18 protein-coding genes and 2 pseudogenes are annotated in these 16963 nt (G+C 62.4%); 12 read left to right on the top strand and 8 right to left on the bottom strand.

What is annotated here, in order from left to right; all coding sequences use genetic code 11:
* A partial coding sequence (locus ACFPU0_RS08480; RefSeq protein ID WP_377692442.1) for an MMPL family transporter occupies positions 1-336 on the top strand: 336 nt, incomplete at its 5' end.
* Between the two features lie 152 nt (positions 337-488).
* On the opposite strand, the gene ACFPU0_RS08475 is transcribed toward ACFPU0_RS08480, so the two are convergent.
* Both ACFPU0_RS08475 and ACFPU0_RS08470 read right to left on the bottom strand, forming a co-directional pair.
* The gene (locus ACFPU0_RS08475; RefSeq protein WP_377692441.1) at positions 489-1085 is read right to left on the bottom strand and encodes an NADPH-dependent F420 reductase; all 597 of its coding nucleotides are present in this window, start codon (positions 1083-1085) and stop codon (positions 489-491) included.
* Between the two features lie 14 nt (positions 1086-1099).
* Positions 1100-1852 (bottom strand): SDR family oxidoreductase, encoded by a 753-nt coding sequence (locus ACFPU0_RS08470; protein WP_377692440.1) that lies wholly within the window; start codon positions 1850-1852, stop codon positions 1100-1102.
* Between the two features lie 110 nt (positions 1853-1962).
* On the opposite strand from ACFPU0_RS08470, the gene ACFPU0_RS08465 reads away from it, so the two are divergent.
* Both ACFPU0_RS08465 and ACFPU0_RS08460 read left to right on the top strand, forming a co-directional pair.
* Positions 1963-2904: a LysR family transcriptional regulator gene (locus ACFPU0_RS08465; RefSeq protein ID WP_377692439.1), complete on the top strand. Its 942-nt coding sequence runs from the start codon at positions 1963-1965 to the stop codon at positions 2902-2904.
* Positions 2905-2982: 78 nt separating this feature from the next.
* Positions 2983-3126 (top strand): annotated as a pseudogene (locus ACFPU0_RS08460) (integrase); the annotation flags it as partial.
* 557 nt (positions 3127-3683) lie between these two features.
* Here ACFPU0_RS08460 and ACFPU0_RS08455 read toward each other — a convergent pair.
* Together ACFPU0_RS08455 and ACFPU0_RS08450 are read right to left on the bottom strand one after the other, a co-directional pair.
* Entirely contained in the window at positions 3684-5066 is a 1383-nt protein-coding gene (locus ACFPU0_RS08455) for a heavy metal sensor histidine kinase (RefSeq protein WP_377692438.1), read from the bottom strand.
* A complete protein-coding gene (locus ACFPU0_RS08450; RefSeq protein ID WP_377692437.1) occupies positions 5063-5746 on the bottom strand; it encodes a heavy metal response regulator transcription factor in 684 nt (227 codons plus the stop codon). Before ACFPU0_RS08450 ends, ACFPU0_RS08455 begins: the two co-directional genes overlap by 4 nt.
* A 284-nt stretch (positions 5747-6030) precedes the next feature.
* On the opposite strand from ACFPU0_RS08450, the gene ACFPU0_RS08445 reads away from it, so the two are divergent.
* The 4 genes and pseudogenes from ACFPU0_RS08445 to ACFPU0_RS08430 all read left to right on the top strand — a co-directional run bounded on the left by ACFPU0_RS08445 (position 6031) and on the right by ACFPU0_RS08430 (position 9218).
* On the top strand, positions 6031-6285 hold the full coding sequence (locus tag ACFPU0_RS08445) for a DUF2933 domain-containing protein (protein WP_377692436.1): 255 nt from the start codon (positions 6031-6033) through the stop codon (positions 6283-6285).
* 3 nt (positions 6286-6288) lie between these two features.
* Positions 6289-8658, top strand: a complete 2370-nt coding sequence (locus ACFPU0_RS08440) for a heavy metal translocating P-type ATPase (protein ID WP_377692435.1) — start codon at positions 6289-6291, stop codon at positions 8656-8658.
* Positions 8659-8687: 29 nt separating this feature from the next.
* A pseudogene (locus tag ACFPU0_RS08435) lies at positions 8688-8942 on the top strand (disulfide isomerase DsbC N-terminal domain-containing protein); the annotation flags it as partial.
* 75 nt (positions 8943-9017) lie between these two features.
* Positions 9018-9218, top strand: coding sequence for a heavy-metal-associated domain-containing protein (locus tag ACFPU0_RS08430; RefSeq protein ID WP_377692434.1), 201 nt, complete (start codon positions 9018-9020; stop codon positions 9216-9218).
* Positions 9219-9258: 40 nt separating this feature from the next.
* On the opposite strand, the gene ACFPU0_RS08425 is transcribed toward ACFPU0_RS08430, so the two are convergent.
* The 3 genes from ACFPU0_RS08425 to ACFPU0_RS08415 are packed head-to-tail and all read right to left on the bottom strand — an operon-like array spanning position 9259 to position 11214.
* Positions 9259-10077, bottom strand: coding sequence for a DNA-binding domain-containing protein (locus tag ACFPU0_RS08425; protein ID WP_377692433.1), 819 nt, complete (start codon positions 10075-10077; stop codon positions 9259-9261).
* A complete protein-coding gene (locus ACFPU0_RS08420; protein ID WP_377692432.1) occupies positions 10068-10907 on the bottom strand; it encodes a DUF692 domain-containing protein in 840 nt (279 codons plus the stop codon). The genes ACFPU0_RS08425 and ACFPU0_RS08420 overlap by 10 nt, the downstream gene beginning before the upstream one ends.
* Positions 10908-10953: 46 nt before the next feature.
* A complete protein-coding gene (locus ACFPU0_RS08415) occupies positions 10954-11214 on the bottom strand; it encodes a DUF2282 domain-containing protein (protein ID WP_120650494.1) in 261 nt (86 codons plus the stop codon).
* Positions 11215-11506: 292 nt separating this feature from the next.
* Between ACFPU0_RS08415 and ACFPU0_RS08410 the strand changes: the two genes are divergently transcribed.
* From ACFPU0_RS08410 to ACFPU0_RS08390, 5 genes are all read left to right on the top strand, one after another.
* Positions 11507-11707, top strand: a complete 201-nt coding sequence (locus ACFPU0_RS08410; protein WP_377692431.1) for a co-regulatory protein PtrA N-terminal domain-containing protein — start codon at positions 11507-11509, stop codon at positions 11705-11707.
* A 198-nt stretch (positions 11708-11905) separates the two neighbouring features.
* Positions 11906-13738, top strand: a complete 1833-nt coding sequence (locus ACFPU0_RS08405) for a copper resistance system multicopper oxidase (protein ID WP_377692430.1) — start codon at positions 11906-11908, stop codon at positions 13736-13738.
* Positions 13739-13748: 10 nt separating this feature from the next.
* Positions 13749-14699: a copper resistance protein B gene (locus tag ACFPU0_RS08400; protein ID WP_377692429.1), complete on the top strand. Its 951-nt coding sequence runs from the start codon at positions 13749-13751 to the stop codon at positions 14697-14699.
* A 10-nt stretch (positions 14700-14709) separates the two neighbouring features.
* Positions 14710-15468 (top strand): c-type cytochrome, encoded by a 759-nt coding sequence (locus tag ACFPU0_RS08395; RefSeq protein ID WP_377692428.1) that lies wholly within the window; start codon positions 14710-14712, stop codon positions 15466-15468.
* Positions 15458-15916, top strand: coding sequence for a DUF411 domain-containing protein (locus ACFPU0_RS08390; protein ID WP_377692426.1), 459 nt, complete (start codon positions 15458-15460; stop codon positions 15914-15916). The genes ACFPU0_RS08395 and ACFPU0_RS08390 overlap by 11 nt, the downstream gene beginning before the upstream one ends.
* Positions 15917-16380: 464 nt before the next feature.
* On the opposite strand, the gene ACFPU0_RS08385 is transcribed toward ACFPU0_RS08390, so the two are convergent.
* On the bottom strand, positions 16381-16647 hold the full coding sequence (locus ACFPU0_RS08385) for a cytochrome c biogenesis protein CcdA (RefSeq protein ID WP_377692425.1): 267 nt from the start codon (positions 16645-16647) through the stop codon (positions 16381-16383).
* Positions 16648-16963 lie beyond the last annotated feature (316 nt).

Raw genomic sequence — 16963 nt, 5'->3', positions numbered from 1 at the left:
ATCGGCGTGGACTATGCGCTGTACCTGCTCAGCGTGCAGTTGCAGTTCCAGCGCCAGGGCCTGTCGCTCGCGGAGTCCTACAAGAATGCGGTGGCCTTCACCGGTCGGGTGGTGGGGCTGGTGGGTATCACCCTGGCCGCCGGCGTGGTCTGCTGGGCCTGGTCGCCCATCAAGTTCCAGGCCGACATGGGTATCCTGCTCACCTTCATGTTCGTCTGGAACATGATCGGCGCGCTGGTCCTGATCCCGGCGCTGTCCTACTTCCTGCTCAGCGGACACGCCTGCAAAGGAAAAGCGGTGAGCTCAATTCAAAAGCGAATGGAGATTGCCCTGTAACTGGTGCTTTCACATTACCTGCCCTCATACGCGCAAGAGTGCGACTCGCCGCTGGCGTGTGATTACAGCTGCGCATTGGCCGGCGAGTCTGGTGAGTGACTGCTTATGGCTGCGAGAGCGGACACCTTGAATCGGTGTCCGCCGCTCGGGCCCTAGCTATACCTCACCAGGTTGAGAGCCGGCAGCGGCCCGCCGGGGAATTGCGCAAGGCGTGCCTCGGCGAGACCGCCCAGGTCGATGCCAGCAAAGCCCAGGCGCTCGATCAGCGCCGCCACCTCGGTCTTGGCCCCGGCATCTTCGCCCGCATAGAACAGCACGCGGCGCCCGCCCTCGGCTTGCGGGTCGCCTGCCAGCAGCGCCGGCGCCAGGTGGTTGAAGGCCTTGACCAGGCGGGCCCCCGGTAGCAGCTGCGCCACCACTTCGCTGGAGCTCTGTGCACCCAGGTCGAAGGGCCGGAAGCTCGGTGCCTCGATGGGGTTGTTGGCATCCACCACGATGCGCCCGTTCCAGGGGCCGAGCCCGTCCAGCGCGGCGGGGATCTTCGACCAGTTCACCGCGAGAAAGACGATCTCTGCGCGGGCAGCCTCCTCGCGGCTGACCGGCCTGACCTTCGGCCCCAGTTCATTGGCCAGCGCCTGCAGGCTCTCGGGCCCGCGGCTATTGGCGATGGCGACTTCGATGCCCGCGTTGCTCAGGGCGCGGGCGATGGCGCTGCCTATGGCACCGGCGCCGATGATGCCTATCTGCATGTCCCGTTCCTCCCTCAGGCGGTGAAGCCGCCATCGACCAGCAGCTCGGCACCACTGACGAAGGCCGCCTCGGGGCTGGCCAGCCAGGCCACGGCGGCGGCGATGTCGCGGCCCTCGCCATAGCGGCCGACGGCGATATTGGGGCGGACGAAGTCGGCCACCGGGCCGTCCGCCGGGTTCATGTCGCTGTCGGTCGGACCGGGATGCACGGTGTTGACCGTGATGCCACGCGGGCCGAGGTCGCGCACCAGGCCACGGCTGAAGCCGGCCAGGGCGCCCTTGGTCAAGGTGTAGGCCGAGGCGGTGGCGAAAGCGGCGTACTGCACCATGGAGCTGCCGATATGGATGATGCGACCGCCGCGCCCCATGTGCTTGAGCGCTTCCTGGGTGGCGACGAACACGCCGGTGACATTCACCGCGAGGATGCGCTGGAAGTCCTCGAAAGCGATCTCCTCCGGGGCGCCGAGCACGCTGATACCGGCGTTGTTGACCAGGATGTCCAGCCTGCCGAAGGTGCCTACAACCTGCTGCACGGCGCTGCGTACCGCTTGCGGATCGCCGGCATCGGCGGCGATGGCGATGGCTCTGCCGCCGGCCGCGACTATCTCGCCGACCAGTGCCTCGGCCTTGTCCGGCGAGGCGTGGTAGGTGATGGCGACGCTGGCTCCGTCGGCAGCCAGGCGCTTGGCAATGGCGGCGCCGATGCTGCGCGAGCCGCCGGTGACCAGGGCGACCTGGCCGTTGAGGGGGAGAGTGGTGTTGTTCATGATGCAAACCTCGTGTGGGTGGTGGGTGTGCTCATGAAACGCCTTGGGCTTTATCTGCAGTAGCGGGTAATGGCTAGAATCACCTTCAACTAATGGTTGAAGGTGGGTCTATGGAAACCCTGGCCAATCTGGAGTCCTTCGTGCGCAGCGCCGAGTGCGGCAGCTTCTCTGCTGCGGCGCGTCGCTTGGGCCTGACCCCGGCGGCGATCAGTCGCAACGTCGCCCAACTGGAGGCCAACCTCGGCGTGCGCCTGTTCCAGCGCAGCACCCGGCGCCTGACCCTGACCGAGGCCGGCGAACGCTTTCTTGGCAACGTCGGCGGCGGGCTGGAAAGCATCCAGGCGGCCATTGCCGATCTCGCCAGCAGCGCTGGTGCGCCGGCAGGCGTGCTGCGCCTGTCGGCGGCCCCGGCCTTCGGCCGCGACTTCCTGCTGCCACTGATGCCCGGGTTTCTCGCCAGCTACCCGGCGGTAACACCGGAGTGGCACTTCGACAATCGCCAGGTGGAGCTGATTGCCGACGGCTTCGATGCCGCTATTGGAGGTGGTATCGAGCTGTCACCCGGGGTGGTAGCGCGCGAGTTGGCGCCGGCGCATCTGGTGCTGGTAGCGGCGCCTGGTTATCTCGCCGGACGGCCTGTGCCCAGGCGGCCGGAGCAACTGGCCGAGCTTGATCAATTGGCCATGCGTTCGACCCAGAGCGGCAAGGTGCGCAGCTGGATGTTGCAGGGGCCGGCGGGCGAGCGTGTGCCGCTGGAGCTGCGTCCGCGGATGCTAGTCAACGATCCGCAAGCGCTATGCCAGAGCACATTGCTCGGGCTGGGCGTGGCCCTGCTGGCGGTACCGGATGTGCTGGCGCATCTGCGAAGCGGTGCGCTGCAAAGGGTCTTGCCTGGTTGGTATGTCGATGCCGGCCCCATCTCGCTCTACTTTGCCAGCCAAAAGCTGCTGCCGGCCAAGACACGGGCTTTCATCGATTATCTCGTCGAGTATTCCCGCGAACAGCAGTGGGCAAGACGCTTCGACGCCAGGCTTGAGGCTTGGGGCGAATAGCCAATGTCCGCTTCTGGCCGGCTAACGCCCCGTGCACTGGATGGCCATCCTTGTCCTCCCTCATATGGAGGACAAGCTATGAACATCGCTACCTGCGGCTATCAACCTTGGAACAAAGGAAAATTGGTCGGGCAGAAAGCCCCGCTCCGACTCAGAGATATCTGGGCGATCCGGGTACGGCTCCAAATTGCGGAGAGAACCCGGGATCTGGCTCTCTTCGATTCGAAACCCTACATCATGTATTCCATGCCCAGCTTCCCTCGTCGCAGGCTCCGCAGCCGCTGAACGAAATTGCGGAGTGCCGTTGGTTCCCTCCAAACGCCCTGGACGACCGGAAGTGCCACAAGGCTGTAAGTCGCCTGTTCAAGGCTACGAAGGTGCCTTAGGCTCTGTACGAAAAGTGCCTGCGCTCGGTGATGCTTCGTTAAAAATCGGTTCGGAATGCTCATTAACAGCTCGTTAACTCCGCTTCCTCACCGATTTTTGCCTCGCCTGACCTTCGCTCGACGACTTTTCGTACAGACCCTGGCAACTGACGGCAGCACGAGCTGCTGCCTATGCTTTTGAGCATTGGGACCTAAATGGCTTATATCGACATTTTCGCTTGAGCCGGGGCAATGCCCCGGCTTTTTGTTACTTGCACTTTCCACTGGTGCCTCTCAGTCCCATCCTCTCAGACAGTCTTTGCAGCCGTCCATGTTGGTGGCTTGGAAGGTGGCGTAAGCCCACCTCGCTGAGCCCCTGGGCTTGGCCATCTCTTCAGTAGCTTCAATTACCTCTCAGGCTTCTGCTGAGCGGGGAAATTCCATGTGAAAGGCGGTAAGGCCGCCCGCCGAGGTACACCAGATTCTCCCCCGGTGCGCCTCGATGATCGACCGAGTGATCGCCAGCCCCAAACCCGCGTTACTCGGGCCGCCTTCGCGGCGCGCAGGGTCTGCACGATAGAAACGGTCAAAGAGCCGCTTGAGGTGTTCTGCAGGAATCATCTCGCCTGGGTTCTCGACGCTTAGCCTGGTCGATTCGCCGGTCTGGGTGATGTTTACCGTGATGGTGTTGCCCCGGGGGGTATAGCGCAGGGCATTAGAGAGCAAGTTCGAGATGGCGCGATCCAACATCAGGACATCGCCGAGAACACTGCCATCCCCAGAGGCCTTGAGCGATAGACCTCGGTCCTCCGCCACCAGTTGGTAGTAGTCGAACAGCTTGTCGACAATCTTCTCCAGCTGGACCTGCTCACGCTGGGGAACGATCAGTCCATTGTCTGCCTTGGCGAGGAACAGCATGTCATCGATGATGCGCGACATCCGCTTGAGGTCGTCGAGGTTCGAGTACAAGGTTTCCTCATACGCCCCGATATCGCGCCTCCTCGAAAGCACAACCTCCGTCTGAGTCATCAGGTTACTGACCGGCGTTCGCAGCTCGTGTGCAATGTCGGCGGAGAAGTTGGACAGCCGAACGAAAGCCTCATCGAGCCGGGCCAGCATCGCATTGAACGACGCCATCAATTGCTGCAACTCCATGGGCACCGGCTCCATGGGAATGCGCTCTTTGAGGGACTTGGCCGACATCGACGCAGCCATTTGCGTCACCTGCCACAACGGACGCAGACCACTGCGCGCGACCACCCAGCCGAGGGCGGCGCTGACCAGGGCGCTGATGATCAGACCGATGGTGAACCAGCGTTGCAGGGCTTCGAAGAACGCCATGTGATGGGTGACGTCCAGCACCAACAACAGCGTCAACGGGGCTGCCAGGCCAGGGATATTGATCTCGGCCGTCAGGCCACGGTACATGACCGCTTGATCCTGCCACTCCCACATGGTGGGGGCCGATCTGACGCGAAGTCCCTGGGGCACATTCACCATGGCCGGCTCGGCAAACAGGACCTGGCCTTCGCTGTCCAGAATGATTGCTGCGAGATCCCGGTGCGCTCCCAGCAGCGCATTGAGCTGCGGCTTCAGTTCGGCAATGCCCGTGACACTGGGTAATCCCTGGAGAATGCGTTGTGTTGACTCAAGTTTCTCCACCAGGACTTGGTAATCGAGCGACTTGAAGTGGCGTTGGCTCAGATGGTTGAAACTAAGACCGGCTACAGTCAACACGGCAGTGACGGCGAGCATGAACATCAGGCTCATCCGCGCCGTAAGGGAGAGGTGATTCATTCTGGCTCCGGCCCATCGAGCATGTAGCCCATGCCGCGTGCGGTATGGATCAGCTTGATCACAAAGTCATCATCGATTTTGGCTCTCAGGCGGCGGACGGCCACCTCGATCACATTGGTATCGCTGTCGAAGTTCATGTCCCAGACCTGGGAGGCAATCAGTGATTTGGGCAGTACCTCGCCGCGTCGGCGTATCAACAGTTCGAGGAGGGAGAATTCCTTGGCCGTGAGTTCGATGCGCTTCCCGCCACGAACCGCCCGACGCTTCAGGAAGTCCACTTCCAGGTCGGCAATCCTGAGGATGGCCTGGGTGGGAGCGGTGGTACCGCGCCGCAGAAGGGTTCGCACCCGGGCCAGGAGCTCGGCAAAAGCGAACGGTTTGATCAGGTAGTCATCCGCACCCAGCTCAAGCCCCTTTACCCGATCCTCGACCCCATCCCGAGCGGTCAGAAACAGTACCGGCACGTCTTTCCCGGCGGCGCGAACCAGCCGCAACACCTCCCAACCATCAAGCCCCGGCATCATCACGTCGAGGATCAACAGGCCATAGGACTCGCTGAGGGCATGCTGCAGGGCATCGCTGCCTGTCATCACCCGGTCCACGTTGAACCCGGCCTCGCTAAGCCCCAGTTGCAGATACGTGCCAGTTTTCGGTTCGTCTTCAGCGACCAGAAGTTTCATCCGCGGTCTTTCCAAAATGTCAGGTGCCCAAAGTTTGCAGGCAAACAGGTCCTCCAAGCCGAAGCTTACAAAAATGTAATTCTGGGCTCAGGTACCTGTCAGGGAGCACTGTCCAGGGTGAAAGGATGCGCAATGAGCCTTTGCTCGCTCGGCTCTCAATGCCGGCGTCGATAAACGTGCAGTGAGCAGCGTTGATTGGCGTCAACAGGTGAACACGGGGGTGTCGTCTAGGCTGAGCTAGGCGGCAGCGGACGACATTTCCACTTCAGCTTGGGAGTTGAATCATGACTGAACCCCATCGCCATGGTACCGAACCGGCAACGCCTTTCTGGCGGACCAAGGGCGGTATCGCACTGATCATGCTGGTCGTGATCGGCCTGTTTTATGTGGCTCGTGAGCACTACGGCCACCTGTCGCAGGCACTGCCTTACTTGATCCTGTTGCTCTGTCCGCTGATGCACCTCTTCGGGCACAACCATGGCGGGCATTCTCATCAGGACCGCGAGGACTCGACCAAGCCGGACAACAGAGGGAACTAGTCCATGCACACCGCATCGTGCCAGCACGACCATGACCACTCACCTCCCCATGAGCAACCGGATGGAAGTCAGCGCGATCCGGTGTGCGGTATGACGGTGCCACCGGACAGTCGCTACTCCGAGCTATACGAGGGACAGACATACCGTTTCTGCAGCGAGAAGTGCCTGACGAAATTCCGTGCTGCGCCTGTACGCTACCTTAGCCCCCCGCAGGACCAAGAACACGCAGGCCATCACCACCCGGCCGCCCCGCAACCAAGCAACGCGGCGGACGCCGAATACACCTGTCCGATGCATCCCCAAGTCCGTCAGCGGGGGCCGGGCAGCTGTCCCATCTGTGGCATGGCCTTGGAGCCGGTAATACCGGAGCTTGAGGAGGATGAGAACCCGGAACTCAAGGATTTCTCCCGCCGCTTCTGGTGGACCTTGCCGCTGACGGTCATCGTGACGGTGTTGGCCATGACTGCCCACCAACTGCAACTGCTGCATGGCGCCACACAGAACTGGGTGGAATTGATTCTGGCCACACCCGTGACCCTATGGGCTGGTTGGCCGTTCTTCGTGCGCGGGGTCGCATCGATTCGTAACCGCAGCCCGAACATGTGGACGCTGATCGGCTTGGGTACGGCTGCGGCATACCTCTACAGCGTTGCTGCCACCGTGTTCCCGCAAGTATTCCCACCGACCTTCATGCAGGATGGCCGCATCGGCGTCTATTTCGAGGCGGCGGCGGTCATCATTTCGCTGACCTTGCTCGGGCAAATGCTCGAACTCAAGGCGCGCTCGCAAACCTCCGCCGCCATCAAGTCGCTCCTGGGCCTTGCCCCCAAGACCGCCCGCCGCATCGGGGCCGATGGCCAGGAGGAAGATATTCCGCTCACCCACGTGCACACGGGCGACCACCTGCGCGTTCGCCCCGGGGAGAAGGTGCCGGTCGACGGGATAGTCCTGGAGGGCGAAAGTGCCGTCGATGAATCCATGCTGACGGGCGAGCCCGTGCCGGTGATGAAGAAAGCCGGTGATGCACTCATCGGCGCCACGCTGAATACCCACGGCAGCCTGGTGATGGCAGCGCAGAAGGTCGGCGCCGAGACGGTGCTCTCGCAGATCGTGCAGATGGTCGCGCGGGCCCAGCGCTCGAAAGCCCCGATGCAGCGGATGGCGGACACCGTGGCTGGCTATTTCGTCATGGGGGTGATCCTGGTCGCACTGCTCACCTTCTTCGGCTGGGGGCTGTTCGGTCCCGAGCCCGGCTGGGTCTTCGGCCTGATCAATGCGGTAGCGGTGCTGATCATTGCCTGCCCCTGCGCGCTCGGCCTGGCCACCCCCATGTCGATCATGGTCGCCACCGGCAAGGCTGCCGGCAGTGGCGTGCTTTTCCGGGACGCCAGCGCAATCGAGAACCTCTGCAAGATCGACACGCTGATCGTCGACAAGACAGGCACCCTCACCGAAGGCCGGCCGGTGTTTCATAGCGTGGTCGGTACCGGGCAGTTCACGCCGTCCGAAGTCCTGCGCCTCGCCGCCAGCCTGGACCAGGGCAGCGAACACCCGCTGGCCCATGCGATTGTTGATCATGCAAGAGCGGAGGGACACGGCTTGTCCAAACCCGAGGCGTTCGAGTCGGGCTCTGGGATCGGTGTACGCGGTCAGGTGGACGGCAAACGGCTACAGCTCGGCAACACGACCTTGATGGAAGAGGCAGGCCTGGACATCAGTCCGCTGCGGGACCGGGCCGAGCTGCTGCGCCTGGAGGGCATGAGCATCATGTACCTGGCCGTCGACGGTGCGCTCGCCGGCCTGCTGGCGGTGTCCGATCCGGTCAAACCCACATCCAAGGAAGCGGTAACCCGGCTGCAGGCGGTGGATGTGAAGGTCATCATGGCCACCGGCGACGGCCTGACCACGGCACGTGCGGTCGCGAAACAACTCGGCATCGAGGAAGTCCACGGCGAAGTGAAACCCCAGGACAAGGAGCAACTGGTGGCCCGCCTGCAGGGCGATAAGCGCCGGGTTGCCATGGCTGGTGATGGGATCAACGATGCCCCGGCACTGGCCCGGGCGGATGTCGGGATCGCCATGGGAACCGGCACCGATGTCGCCATGAACAGTGCCCAGGTGACCCTGGTCAAGGGCGATCTGATGGGCATCCTGCGGGCCCGGACGCTATCCGTGGCCACGGTGAAGAACATGCGCCAGAACCTGGGCTTCGCCTTCCTCTACAACGCTATGGGCATACCGCTGGCAGCCGGCCTGTTCTACCCTCTGACCGGCCATCTGTTGTCGCCGATGATTGCGGCATTGGCCATGAGCGTGAGTTCGGCTTCCGTGGTCTTCAACGCGCTGCGCCTGAAACGCGTGGCCACGGGCTGAGATGGGCAATTGCCAAGTGTCGACATGGGGCCTTGGAGGCACGTGGTGTGACCATCGTGGGCCAGTTTGCAGCACCCGGCGGGTTGAAGGGAAATGCCGCCCGCTACAACGGTCAGGGTATGGCGCTCTATCTCACCGAAGATGGCCAACATGTCATCGTCGGCACTCTGTTCGACGCCCAGGGAGAAGACCTGACTCGCGCGCCGTTGGACAAGCTGGTGTATGAGCCGATGGCCAAGGAGATGTGGGCGCGAATGGAGAAGAGCATCTGGATCGCCGATGGCCTTGACCTTGCCATCGCGTCAAGGTTGAAGCTGTAAATGCGGCGAGAGAAGCCGTTCCAGCATGAGAGGCCCGCTATGTTCGTTTTGGAAGTTTCCGGTATGGGATGTGGCAGTTGCGTCAGCAAGATCACCAAAGCCTTCCAGGCTGCCGATGGCGACGCCAAGGTAATCGTTGACCGCATTGCCGGTACGGTGAGTGTCGAAAGCAGCATCGAAGTCGAACGCCTCGGTGAACTGGTCCAGGCGCTCGGTTACCCAACCAGAATCAGTCGCTAAGTCTCGCTGCCACTCAGCTTGCAAGCTGCCGCGCCATGGTTCATGGCGCGGATTCTTCAGATACAGCCTGATGTCGACTGACCCGCAAGACGATTCCATCCACTACCCACTGTTTTAGCCAACTGGCTGCCTGGGCGGGAGCTGCATCGCCGTTGCTTTCCAGTAACGAGAGACAGAGGTCCGCGAAGGTCCGCTGCTCCCGTACCATGAGTTGCAGCGCCGCAGCCTCCAGCGGATCGAGTGTCCGGTAATGGCAAATGAGTGCGTCACGCCAGACCAGGCAGGTCATGGGGTGTTCAAGCGGCAAGCTTGGGGGAACGGTGGTGTCGGCTTTGGCGGCCTTCCAGATGTCGATGGTATTGAAGTTGAAGGTGAGCCAGCACACGCTCGGGTGGAGCTGAACGCTCAGGCCGGTCCAGTCTTGCGGACCGAATGAGGCGATATCCTGGAACGACAGGGACGCTTCGTCGGCTGCATCGAAGGCCAGCGTGAACGCCCATTCCAGCGCCGCCAGTTCCCGTAACTGGGAGGCCTGAGGTTCGTCGAGGAATTCGCTGATGAACTCGGGAAATTGCTCACCTAGCCAACGCAGACTGAAATGCCGGGAAGGCCACGCCGCAAGATAGGCCTGGGCCAGTTGGTCGAAAGCCTCGGTGCCCAGCCAGTAGTGGACGGCCGGAAAGTCTTCGCGCAACACGGACAGCAGCCGGGCCCGGTAAGCATGGTGATAGACCTGCAAGCCATCCTCGGCTGAGAGCGCCTTGCTTCCCCGCAGGTGCTGCAGTAGCTCAGTGGAGGCGGTACTGTCACCTCCCTGCAGGTAGCGTTCAAAGGCCTGCTGCAAAGCAATCAGGCGCATGCTGCCGCCTCCAACTGGCAGGCCATGAGCGCCCGGGCTTTGGCCAGCTCGGCCAACAGTTCAGGAAACGGGGGGAAGAGGTCGTCGCGCTCGATCAGGGTCGCCCGTGGCCCCAAGTGCTGGATCGTTCGGGCGTAGAGGTCCCACACCGGATCGGCAATCGGCTGGTCGTGGGTGTCGATCAGGTAGTGGCCATAGTCGCTGTGGCCAGCCAGATGGATCTGGCGAATGCGCTCCTGAGGCAGTTCCTGGATGAACTGCCAGGCATCAAAGCCCTGATTACGGGCACTCACGTAGACATTGTTGACGTCCAGGAGCAGCTCACAATCGGTCAGTTCGCTTAGCTTACGGAGGAAAGTGGCTTCGCTCATCGTCGATTCGGCCCACTGCACGTAGGCGGAAACATTCTCCAACACCAGCGGCCGTTCAAGGATGTCTTGCACCAGGCGAACCCGGGCGGCCACGTGTTCCAGGCTTTCCTGGGTAAACGGTAGCGGCAGCAGATCGTGCAGGTGGTGCGCACTGCCACGACTCCAGCACAAGTGATCGGAAATCCACTGAGGCTGGACCCGCTCGGCGAGCCGTTTCAACTGGAGAAGGTAGTCATGGTCAAGGGCGTGTGGCCCACCGATCGACAGTGATACGCCGTGCATGACCAATGGATACCGCTCCTTGATGGCATCAAGGAAGTAGAGGGCCTTGCCACCCTCGACCAGGTAGTTTTCCGAGATGATCTCGAACCAGTCGATGTCAGGGGCTTGCTCCAGTATCTGCTGGTAATACTCACTGCGGAGCCCCAAGCCAAATCCAAGAGTGCCGTGCTCGTTCATGCTGGGCTCCCAAGAGGGAGTGACGAGCACTCCCCACGGCAAGACATCACTCGCTGGTCCGGCCACCAGCCTCATCGCATTTGGCCTTGGGCATCAACTTGAAGCCCTGGCCTTTGCAGGCGCCTTGCCCCTGGCAGGAGTTCTTGGCGGTCATGCAATCGTTCTGGCCTTTGCAGGCGTTGACGCCAAAACACTTCACGTCAGCGGTTTTGGCATCTTGAGCCGCTTGAGCAGGCAGGGCCGCGAACAGGCTGGCCGCAGCAAGGGCCAGTGCAGCGCCAGTGGCGGCAGTGGTTTTGGTCGACATAAGGCTTTCTCTCATGGTGGTGGTTGGAGTCCTGCCGGGTATTCGTTGCCGTCAGGCACGCGGCAAGCGATGAGCCTGGCACGTCGGTCCGAAGTGGCGACGGCTGGTCTTGCCCGGCATGTCGGGGACACTACAGATCGAGGCGAAGGCTCCACAAGGAGGAAATGCCAACCTTACAAAACTGTAATGTTCAACTCAGGTTACTGACAGCACGGGGTGGCTAGTGTGGCATCGAGTCTGACACTCGGCCCGCACATGCCGGGCTACCACGTCCCTAGTCGAGGAAACGTTTATGAAATCGATGAAAGCCCTGCTCGTTGTTGCCGCTCTGACTGCCTCGTCCTTCGCCATGGCCGCCGGCGGTGGCGATCGGACCATGGCCCGTGCCGACAAACTCGCCCAGGCGTCGATGGAGGCCTACCGCCAGGAGCAGCAGAAGGCCGAGTCCTCGGTCGCTGAAAAGGAAAAATCCGCCGAACATGCCAACTGCTGAGTCTGGTGCGTTGGCCAACCTTACAGAAATGTAATCATCTGAAAGGTTGGGATATGGCAGCTTTCATGCTCGCGGCCTCGCGCCAATTGGATAGCGACCGCGAGCAAGCCTACTGGGGTGGAGGAATCACCCGGTGCGGCAGCCTCTCCGCGTTGGTCGTTCAGCGCTGGCTCCATTGACTCATTGGACATACACGGCATGCATTGCAAAACCTCAAGGCGAACCTTCGTCAAGGGCCTGGCCGCTGGCGGCATTCTGGGCGGACTGGGCCTTTGGCGCACCCCTGTTTGGGCGGTGACCAGCCCTGGTCAGCCCACCGTGCTGAGCGGTACCGAATTCGACCTGTTCATTGGGGAAACCCCGGTGAACATTACGGGCTCCGCACGGATGGCCATGGCGATCAATGGCACCATTCCGGGGCCAATTCTGCGTTGGCGTGAAGGCGACACCGTCACCCTGCGTGTGCGCAATCGCCTGAAGGAAGACACCTCCATCCACTGGCACGGCGTGATCCTGCCGGCGAACATGGACGGCGTGCCGGGCTTCAGCTTCGCCGGCATCGCCCCGGATGGCATGTACGAGTACCGCTTCCAGGTGAAGCAGCACGGCACGTACTGGTACCACAGCCATTCCGGCCTGCAGGAGCAGGTGGGCGTGTACGGCCCCATCGTGATCGACCCGAAGGAGCCGGAGCCTTACCAGTACCAGCGCGACTATGTAGTGATGCTGAGCGACTGGACCGACGAGAACCCGGCCCGCGTGATGGCCAAGCTGAAGAAGCAGTCGGACTACTTCAACCAGCACAGACGTACTGTCGGCGACTTCATCGATGACGTCAGCGAGCAGGGCTGGTCCGCCGCCATGGCCGACCGCAAGATGTGGGCGGAAATGAAGATGAGCCCCACGGACCTGGCGGACGTGAGCGGCGCCACCTACACCTACCTGCTCAACGGCCAGGCGCCGGACGGCAACTGGACCGGCGTGTTCCAGCCGGGCGAGAAGATCCGCCTGCGCTTCATCAACGGCTCGGCCATGACCTACTTCGATGTACGCATCCCCGGCCTGAAGATGACGGTGATCGCCGCCGACGGCCAGCCGGTGGAGCCGGTGAGCGTCGATGAATTCCGCATTGCCGTGGCCGAGACCTACGACGTGCTGGTGGAGCCCGCCGGCGACGAGGCCTACACCCTCTTCGCCCAGTCCATGGACCGCTCCGGCTACGCCCGCGGCACCCTGGCCGTGCGCGAGGGCCTGAGCGCGCCGGTCCCCGAGCCGGACCCGCGCCCGCTGATCAGCATGGCCGACATGGGCATGGACCACGGCAGCATGGGGCACGGCGACATGGCGGGAATGGATCACTCGCAGATGGCGGGCATGGACCATTCCCAGATGGCCGGGATGGATCACTCGCAGATGGCGGGCATGGACCATTCCAAGATGGCCGGCATGGACCATTCACAGATGGCGGGTGTGGACCATTCCAAGATGGCCAGCATGGGCGGCCAGATGCAGACCCACCCTGCATCGGAAACCGACAACCCGCTGGTGGACATGCAGACCATGACACCCACGCCCAAGCTGGCCGACCCCGGCATCGGCCTGCGCGACAACGGCCGTCGCGTGCTGACCTACGCCGACCTGCGCAGCACCTTCCCCGACCCGGACGGCCGCGAGCCGAGCCGCACCGTCGAGCTGCACCTGACCGGGCACATGGAGCGCTTCTCCTGGTCCTTCGACGGTATCCCCTTCGCCGATGCCGAGCCGCTGCTGCTCAAGTACGGCGAGCGCCTGCGTATCACCCTGGTCAACGACACCATGATGACCCACCCCATCCATCTCCACGGCATGTGGAGCGACCTGGAGGACGAGGCCGGCAACTTCATGGTGCGCAAGCACACCATCGACATGCCACCCGGCACCCGCCGCAGCTACCGCGTCACGGCCGATGCACTGGGCCGCTGGGCCTATCACTGCCACCTGCTCTTCCACATGGACATGGGCATGTTCCGTGAAGTCCGTGTTACCGAATAAGGAGAGACCGATGAGCAAATTTGCGCAGACCCTCGCCGCCGCGGCCCTGGCCTTCGCCCTGCTGGCGCCCGCCGCCTGGGCCGGCCAGAACGCCCATGACGAGCACCAGAAGGCGCAGGCCACCAATGGTCAGCCGATGAACCATGGCCAGATGCAGAACATGGACCACGGCGCCATGGACCATAGCCAGATGAACCATAGCCAGATGGGGCAAGACGAAAAAGGCCAGGCCCAGCCGTCCGGCTATGGCAGCCGCACGCCCATCCCGGTGCCGACCGAGGCCGCCCGCGCCGCCGCCTTCCCGCAGCTGCCGCCCCACCACATGCACACCGGCAGCATCAACAGCCTGTTCCTGATGGATAAGCTGGAGTACCAGGACGCCGACGACGCCAGCGTGCTGAGCTGGGATGCCTCGGGCTGGATAGGCCGCGACATCAACCGTTTCTGGTTCCGTTCGGAAGGCGAACGCGCCAACGGCAAGACCGAGAAAGCCGAAGTGCAGGCGCTCTACGGCCGCGCCGTCAGCCCCTGGTGGGAGCTGGTCGCCGGCGTGCGCCAGGACTTCAAGCCCGGCTCGCCGCAGACCTGGGCGGCCTTCGGCGCTCAAGGTATGCCCTTGTACGGCCTGGAGACCGAGGCCACGGCCTTCCTTGGCGAGAACGGCCAGAGCGCCCTGCGGCTGGAAGGCGACTACGACATCCTGCTGACCAACAAGTTGATCCTGCAACCCACGGCAGAAGTGAACTTCTATGGCCGCAACGACCACGAGCGCGGCATCGGTTCCGGGCTGGGCAACACTGAAGTGGGCCTGCGCCTGCGCTACGAGATCGTCCGTGAGTTCGCGCCTTACATCGGGGTGACCTGGAACCGCAACTACGGCAACACCGCCGACTTCGCCCGCGAGGAAGGTGAGGACAACGACGAGGCACGCTTTGTTGCCGGTATCCGCTTCTGGTTCTGAGACCCCGAACATGAAAAGAGCGATCAAGACCATAGCCATTGCGAGCAGCGTAGCTGTGGCCGGGATCATGGGGGCTGCTTATGCGGGCCTCGTGAACGTAGGCGCTGACGACCCGCACTGGGCACCGGTGCACGCATTTCTGACGATGGCCCGGGAACGCTCGATTGCTGTGCGTGCACGGGATCTCGAAGTGCCGAGCCTGAAGGATGAAGCGCTGATTCGCGCCGGTGCCGGTAACTACAACTCCATGTGCATCGGCTGTCACCTCGCTCCCGGCGTGGCTCAGACCGAGCTGAGCCAGAGTCTCTATCCAGCGCCGCCGAATCTGGCCAAAGTTGGTGTGGATGGCAATCCGGCCAACGCCTTCTGGATCATCAAGCACGGTATCAAGGCCACCGGCATGCCGGCCTGGGGCAAGAGCATGGGTGACCAGTACATCTGGGGCATGGTTGCCTTCCTGCAGCAGCTGCCATCGCTGGACGCTGAGCAGTATCGGGCTTTGGTCGCCAGCAGCGGTGGCCACCAGCACGGTGGCGGCGAATCCAGGATGCATAACCACGAAGGCCAGCACGGCGACAACGTTTCCGGTGGCAGGCATCACGATGGCGCGGGTGAAGATCACCATGCTGGCCAGGCAGGCGATGATCACCATGCCGGCGAGGAAGGCAAGGCCTCCCATCACGAGGCCGAACAGGCTCAGGATGACAGCGCACCGGCTCCGAAGAAGCACACTCACGCCGATGGCAAAGAGCATGTCCATGAAAGCTAAGTCTCATCGAGCATTGCGACTTGTCGCGCTCGCCTCGCTGTTCCTGGTTTCCGCTGCCCAGGCAGCAGAAGCGCTGACAGTCGATGTCCACCGCAGCGCCAGTTGCGGTTGCTGCAAGAAATGGGTCGATCATTTGGAAGCCAATGGCTTCAAGGTCATCGATCATGTCGAGGCGGATATGACCTCGATCAAGCAGCGTCTGGGGGTCGCCCCTCGCTTAGCGTCCTGCCATACCGCCGTGATTGACGGCAAATTCATCGAAGGTCATGTCCCGGCCGCCCAGGTGGTGGAGCTCAGCAAACGCTCCGATCTGCGAGGCATTGCCGTGCCCGGTATGCCAGCCGGTTCGCCCGGGATGGAGGTTGGCGGAAAGCAGGACGCCTACCAGGTGATTGGCCTGACCCAGGCAGGTACCGACCAGGTGATTGCCGAATATCCGGCCAATTAACTTCTGGTCCGAGCGAGATACCCGGCCAGCCATCGGGTTGCTCGCCTGCCGGCAGGCTGAACTGGGGTCTCTCCAGCGCGGTGGTACTGAATACCAGCAACTGCCCGCCGGCCTTTTCACCGCTCGAATGCCCGGCGTGGCCGGATATTCCAACCACGAGCAGCAAACTGCCGTCGGGCGATACCTGGACGTTGTGCGGGGCAATCGGTAGGGCGACCGTGTGTACCTCACCTGTTGCGAGATCCACCTGGCTGATGGAGGAGGCCCGTTCGTTGGCCGTGTAGACGTTGCCAGTCGGGTTTGCCATGGCCAGCCCCAGATGGACGGCCAGGGATATACCCACGGCCAGAGAGGTAAACCGCTTAGCGTTCATCATGGTGAATGAGCTCCAACGAGGGGCGGGGTACTGGCCTATGCCTCACTGAGTGATCGAAGGCGATCTATTTCTTGGGGGGTATTGCTGGCTAGCCGATCCTGCCGAGGATGGGGAACACTTCCAGCAACCACCAGGCGGAGTCGGTCAATTGCCCGGTGACCATGGCGACTCCCATGAGGATCAGGATGATGCCCGCGCCGATGTGGATGGCCCGACTCCAACGCCGCAGACGTTTGAGGTGGGCCAGAAACTGGTTGGTGAACCAGGCCGTCAGCCGGAATGGGAGCCCCAGGCCGAGCGAGAGCGCGACGACCTGAAAATCGTTGCCCCCTAGCTTTGCCTGGAGACGATCCAAGGTCGGCATTTCCCGGCGACACGGCACGCACCAGGTGGCCCAAAGGTAGCGCTGTTACAACCCGTTTGCGCGATTGTGCAGGAACTTCACGGGGCCGGCATGGCCCCGCGAACACGATCAAGGAAAGGTTCGAACGTCGCTTGTCGCGCAATGGCTCCGTTGTGGCCCGGTGTCGGGTAGTGAAATGCAGGATTGCGATCGTTCATTTGAACTTGGGAAACCACGTCCTGAGGACGTGGTCATGAGTCAGCGGCTCTGCTTGTGACGATTCGAATGTCCGGGCTAGCAGGATGAAGCCGATGGGGTAGGGTGCGCC

Origin of the sequence: Pseudomonas sp. GCM10022186, from assembly GCF_042656385.1 — a bacterium.
Lineage (GTDB): Bacteria > Pseudomonadota > Gammaproteobacteria > Pseudomonadales > Pseudomonadaceae > Metapseudomonas.
The sequence above is the reverse complement of the archived record's forward strand: the minus strand, read 5'-3'. Positions and strand labels throughout refer to the sequence as shown.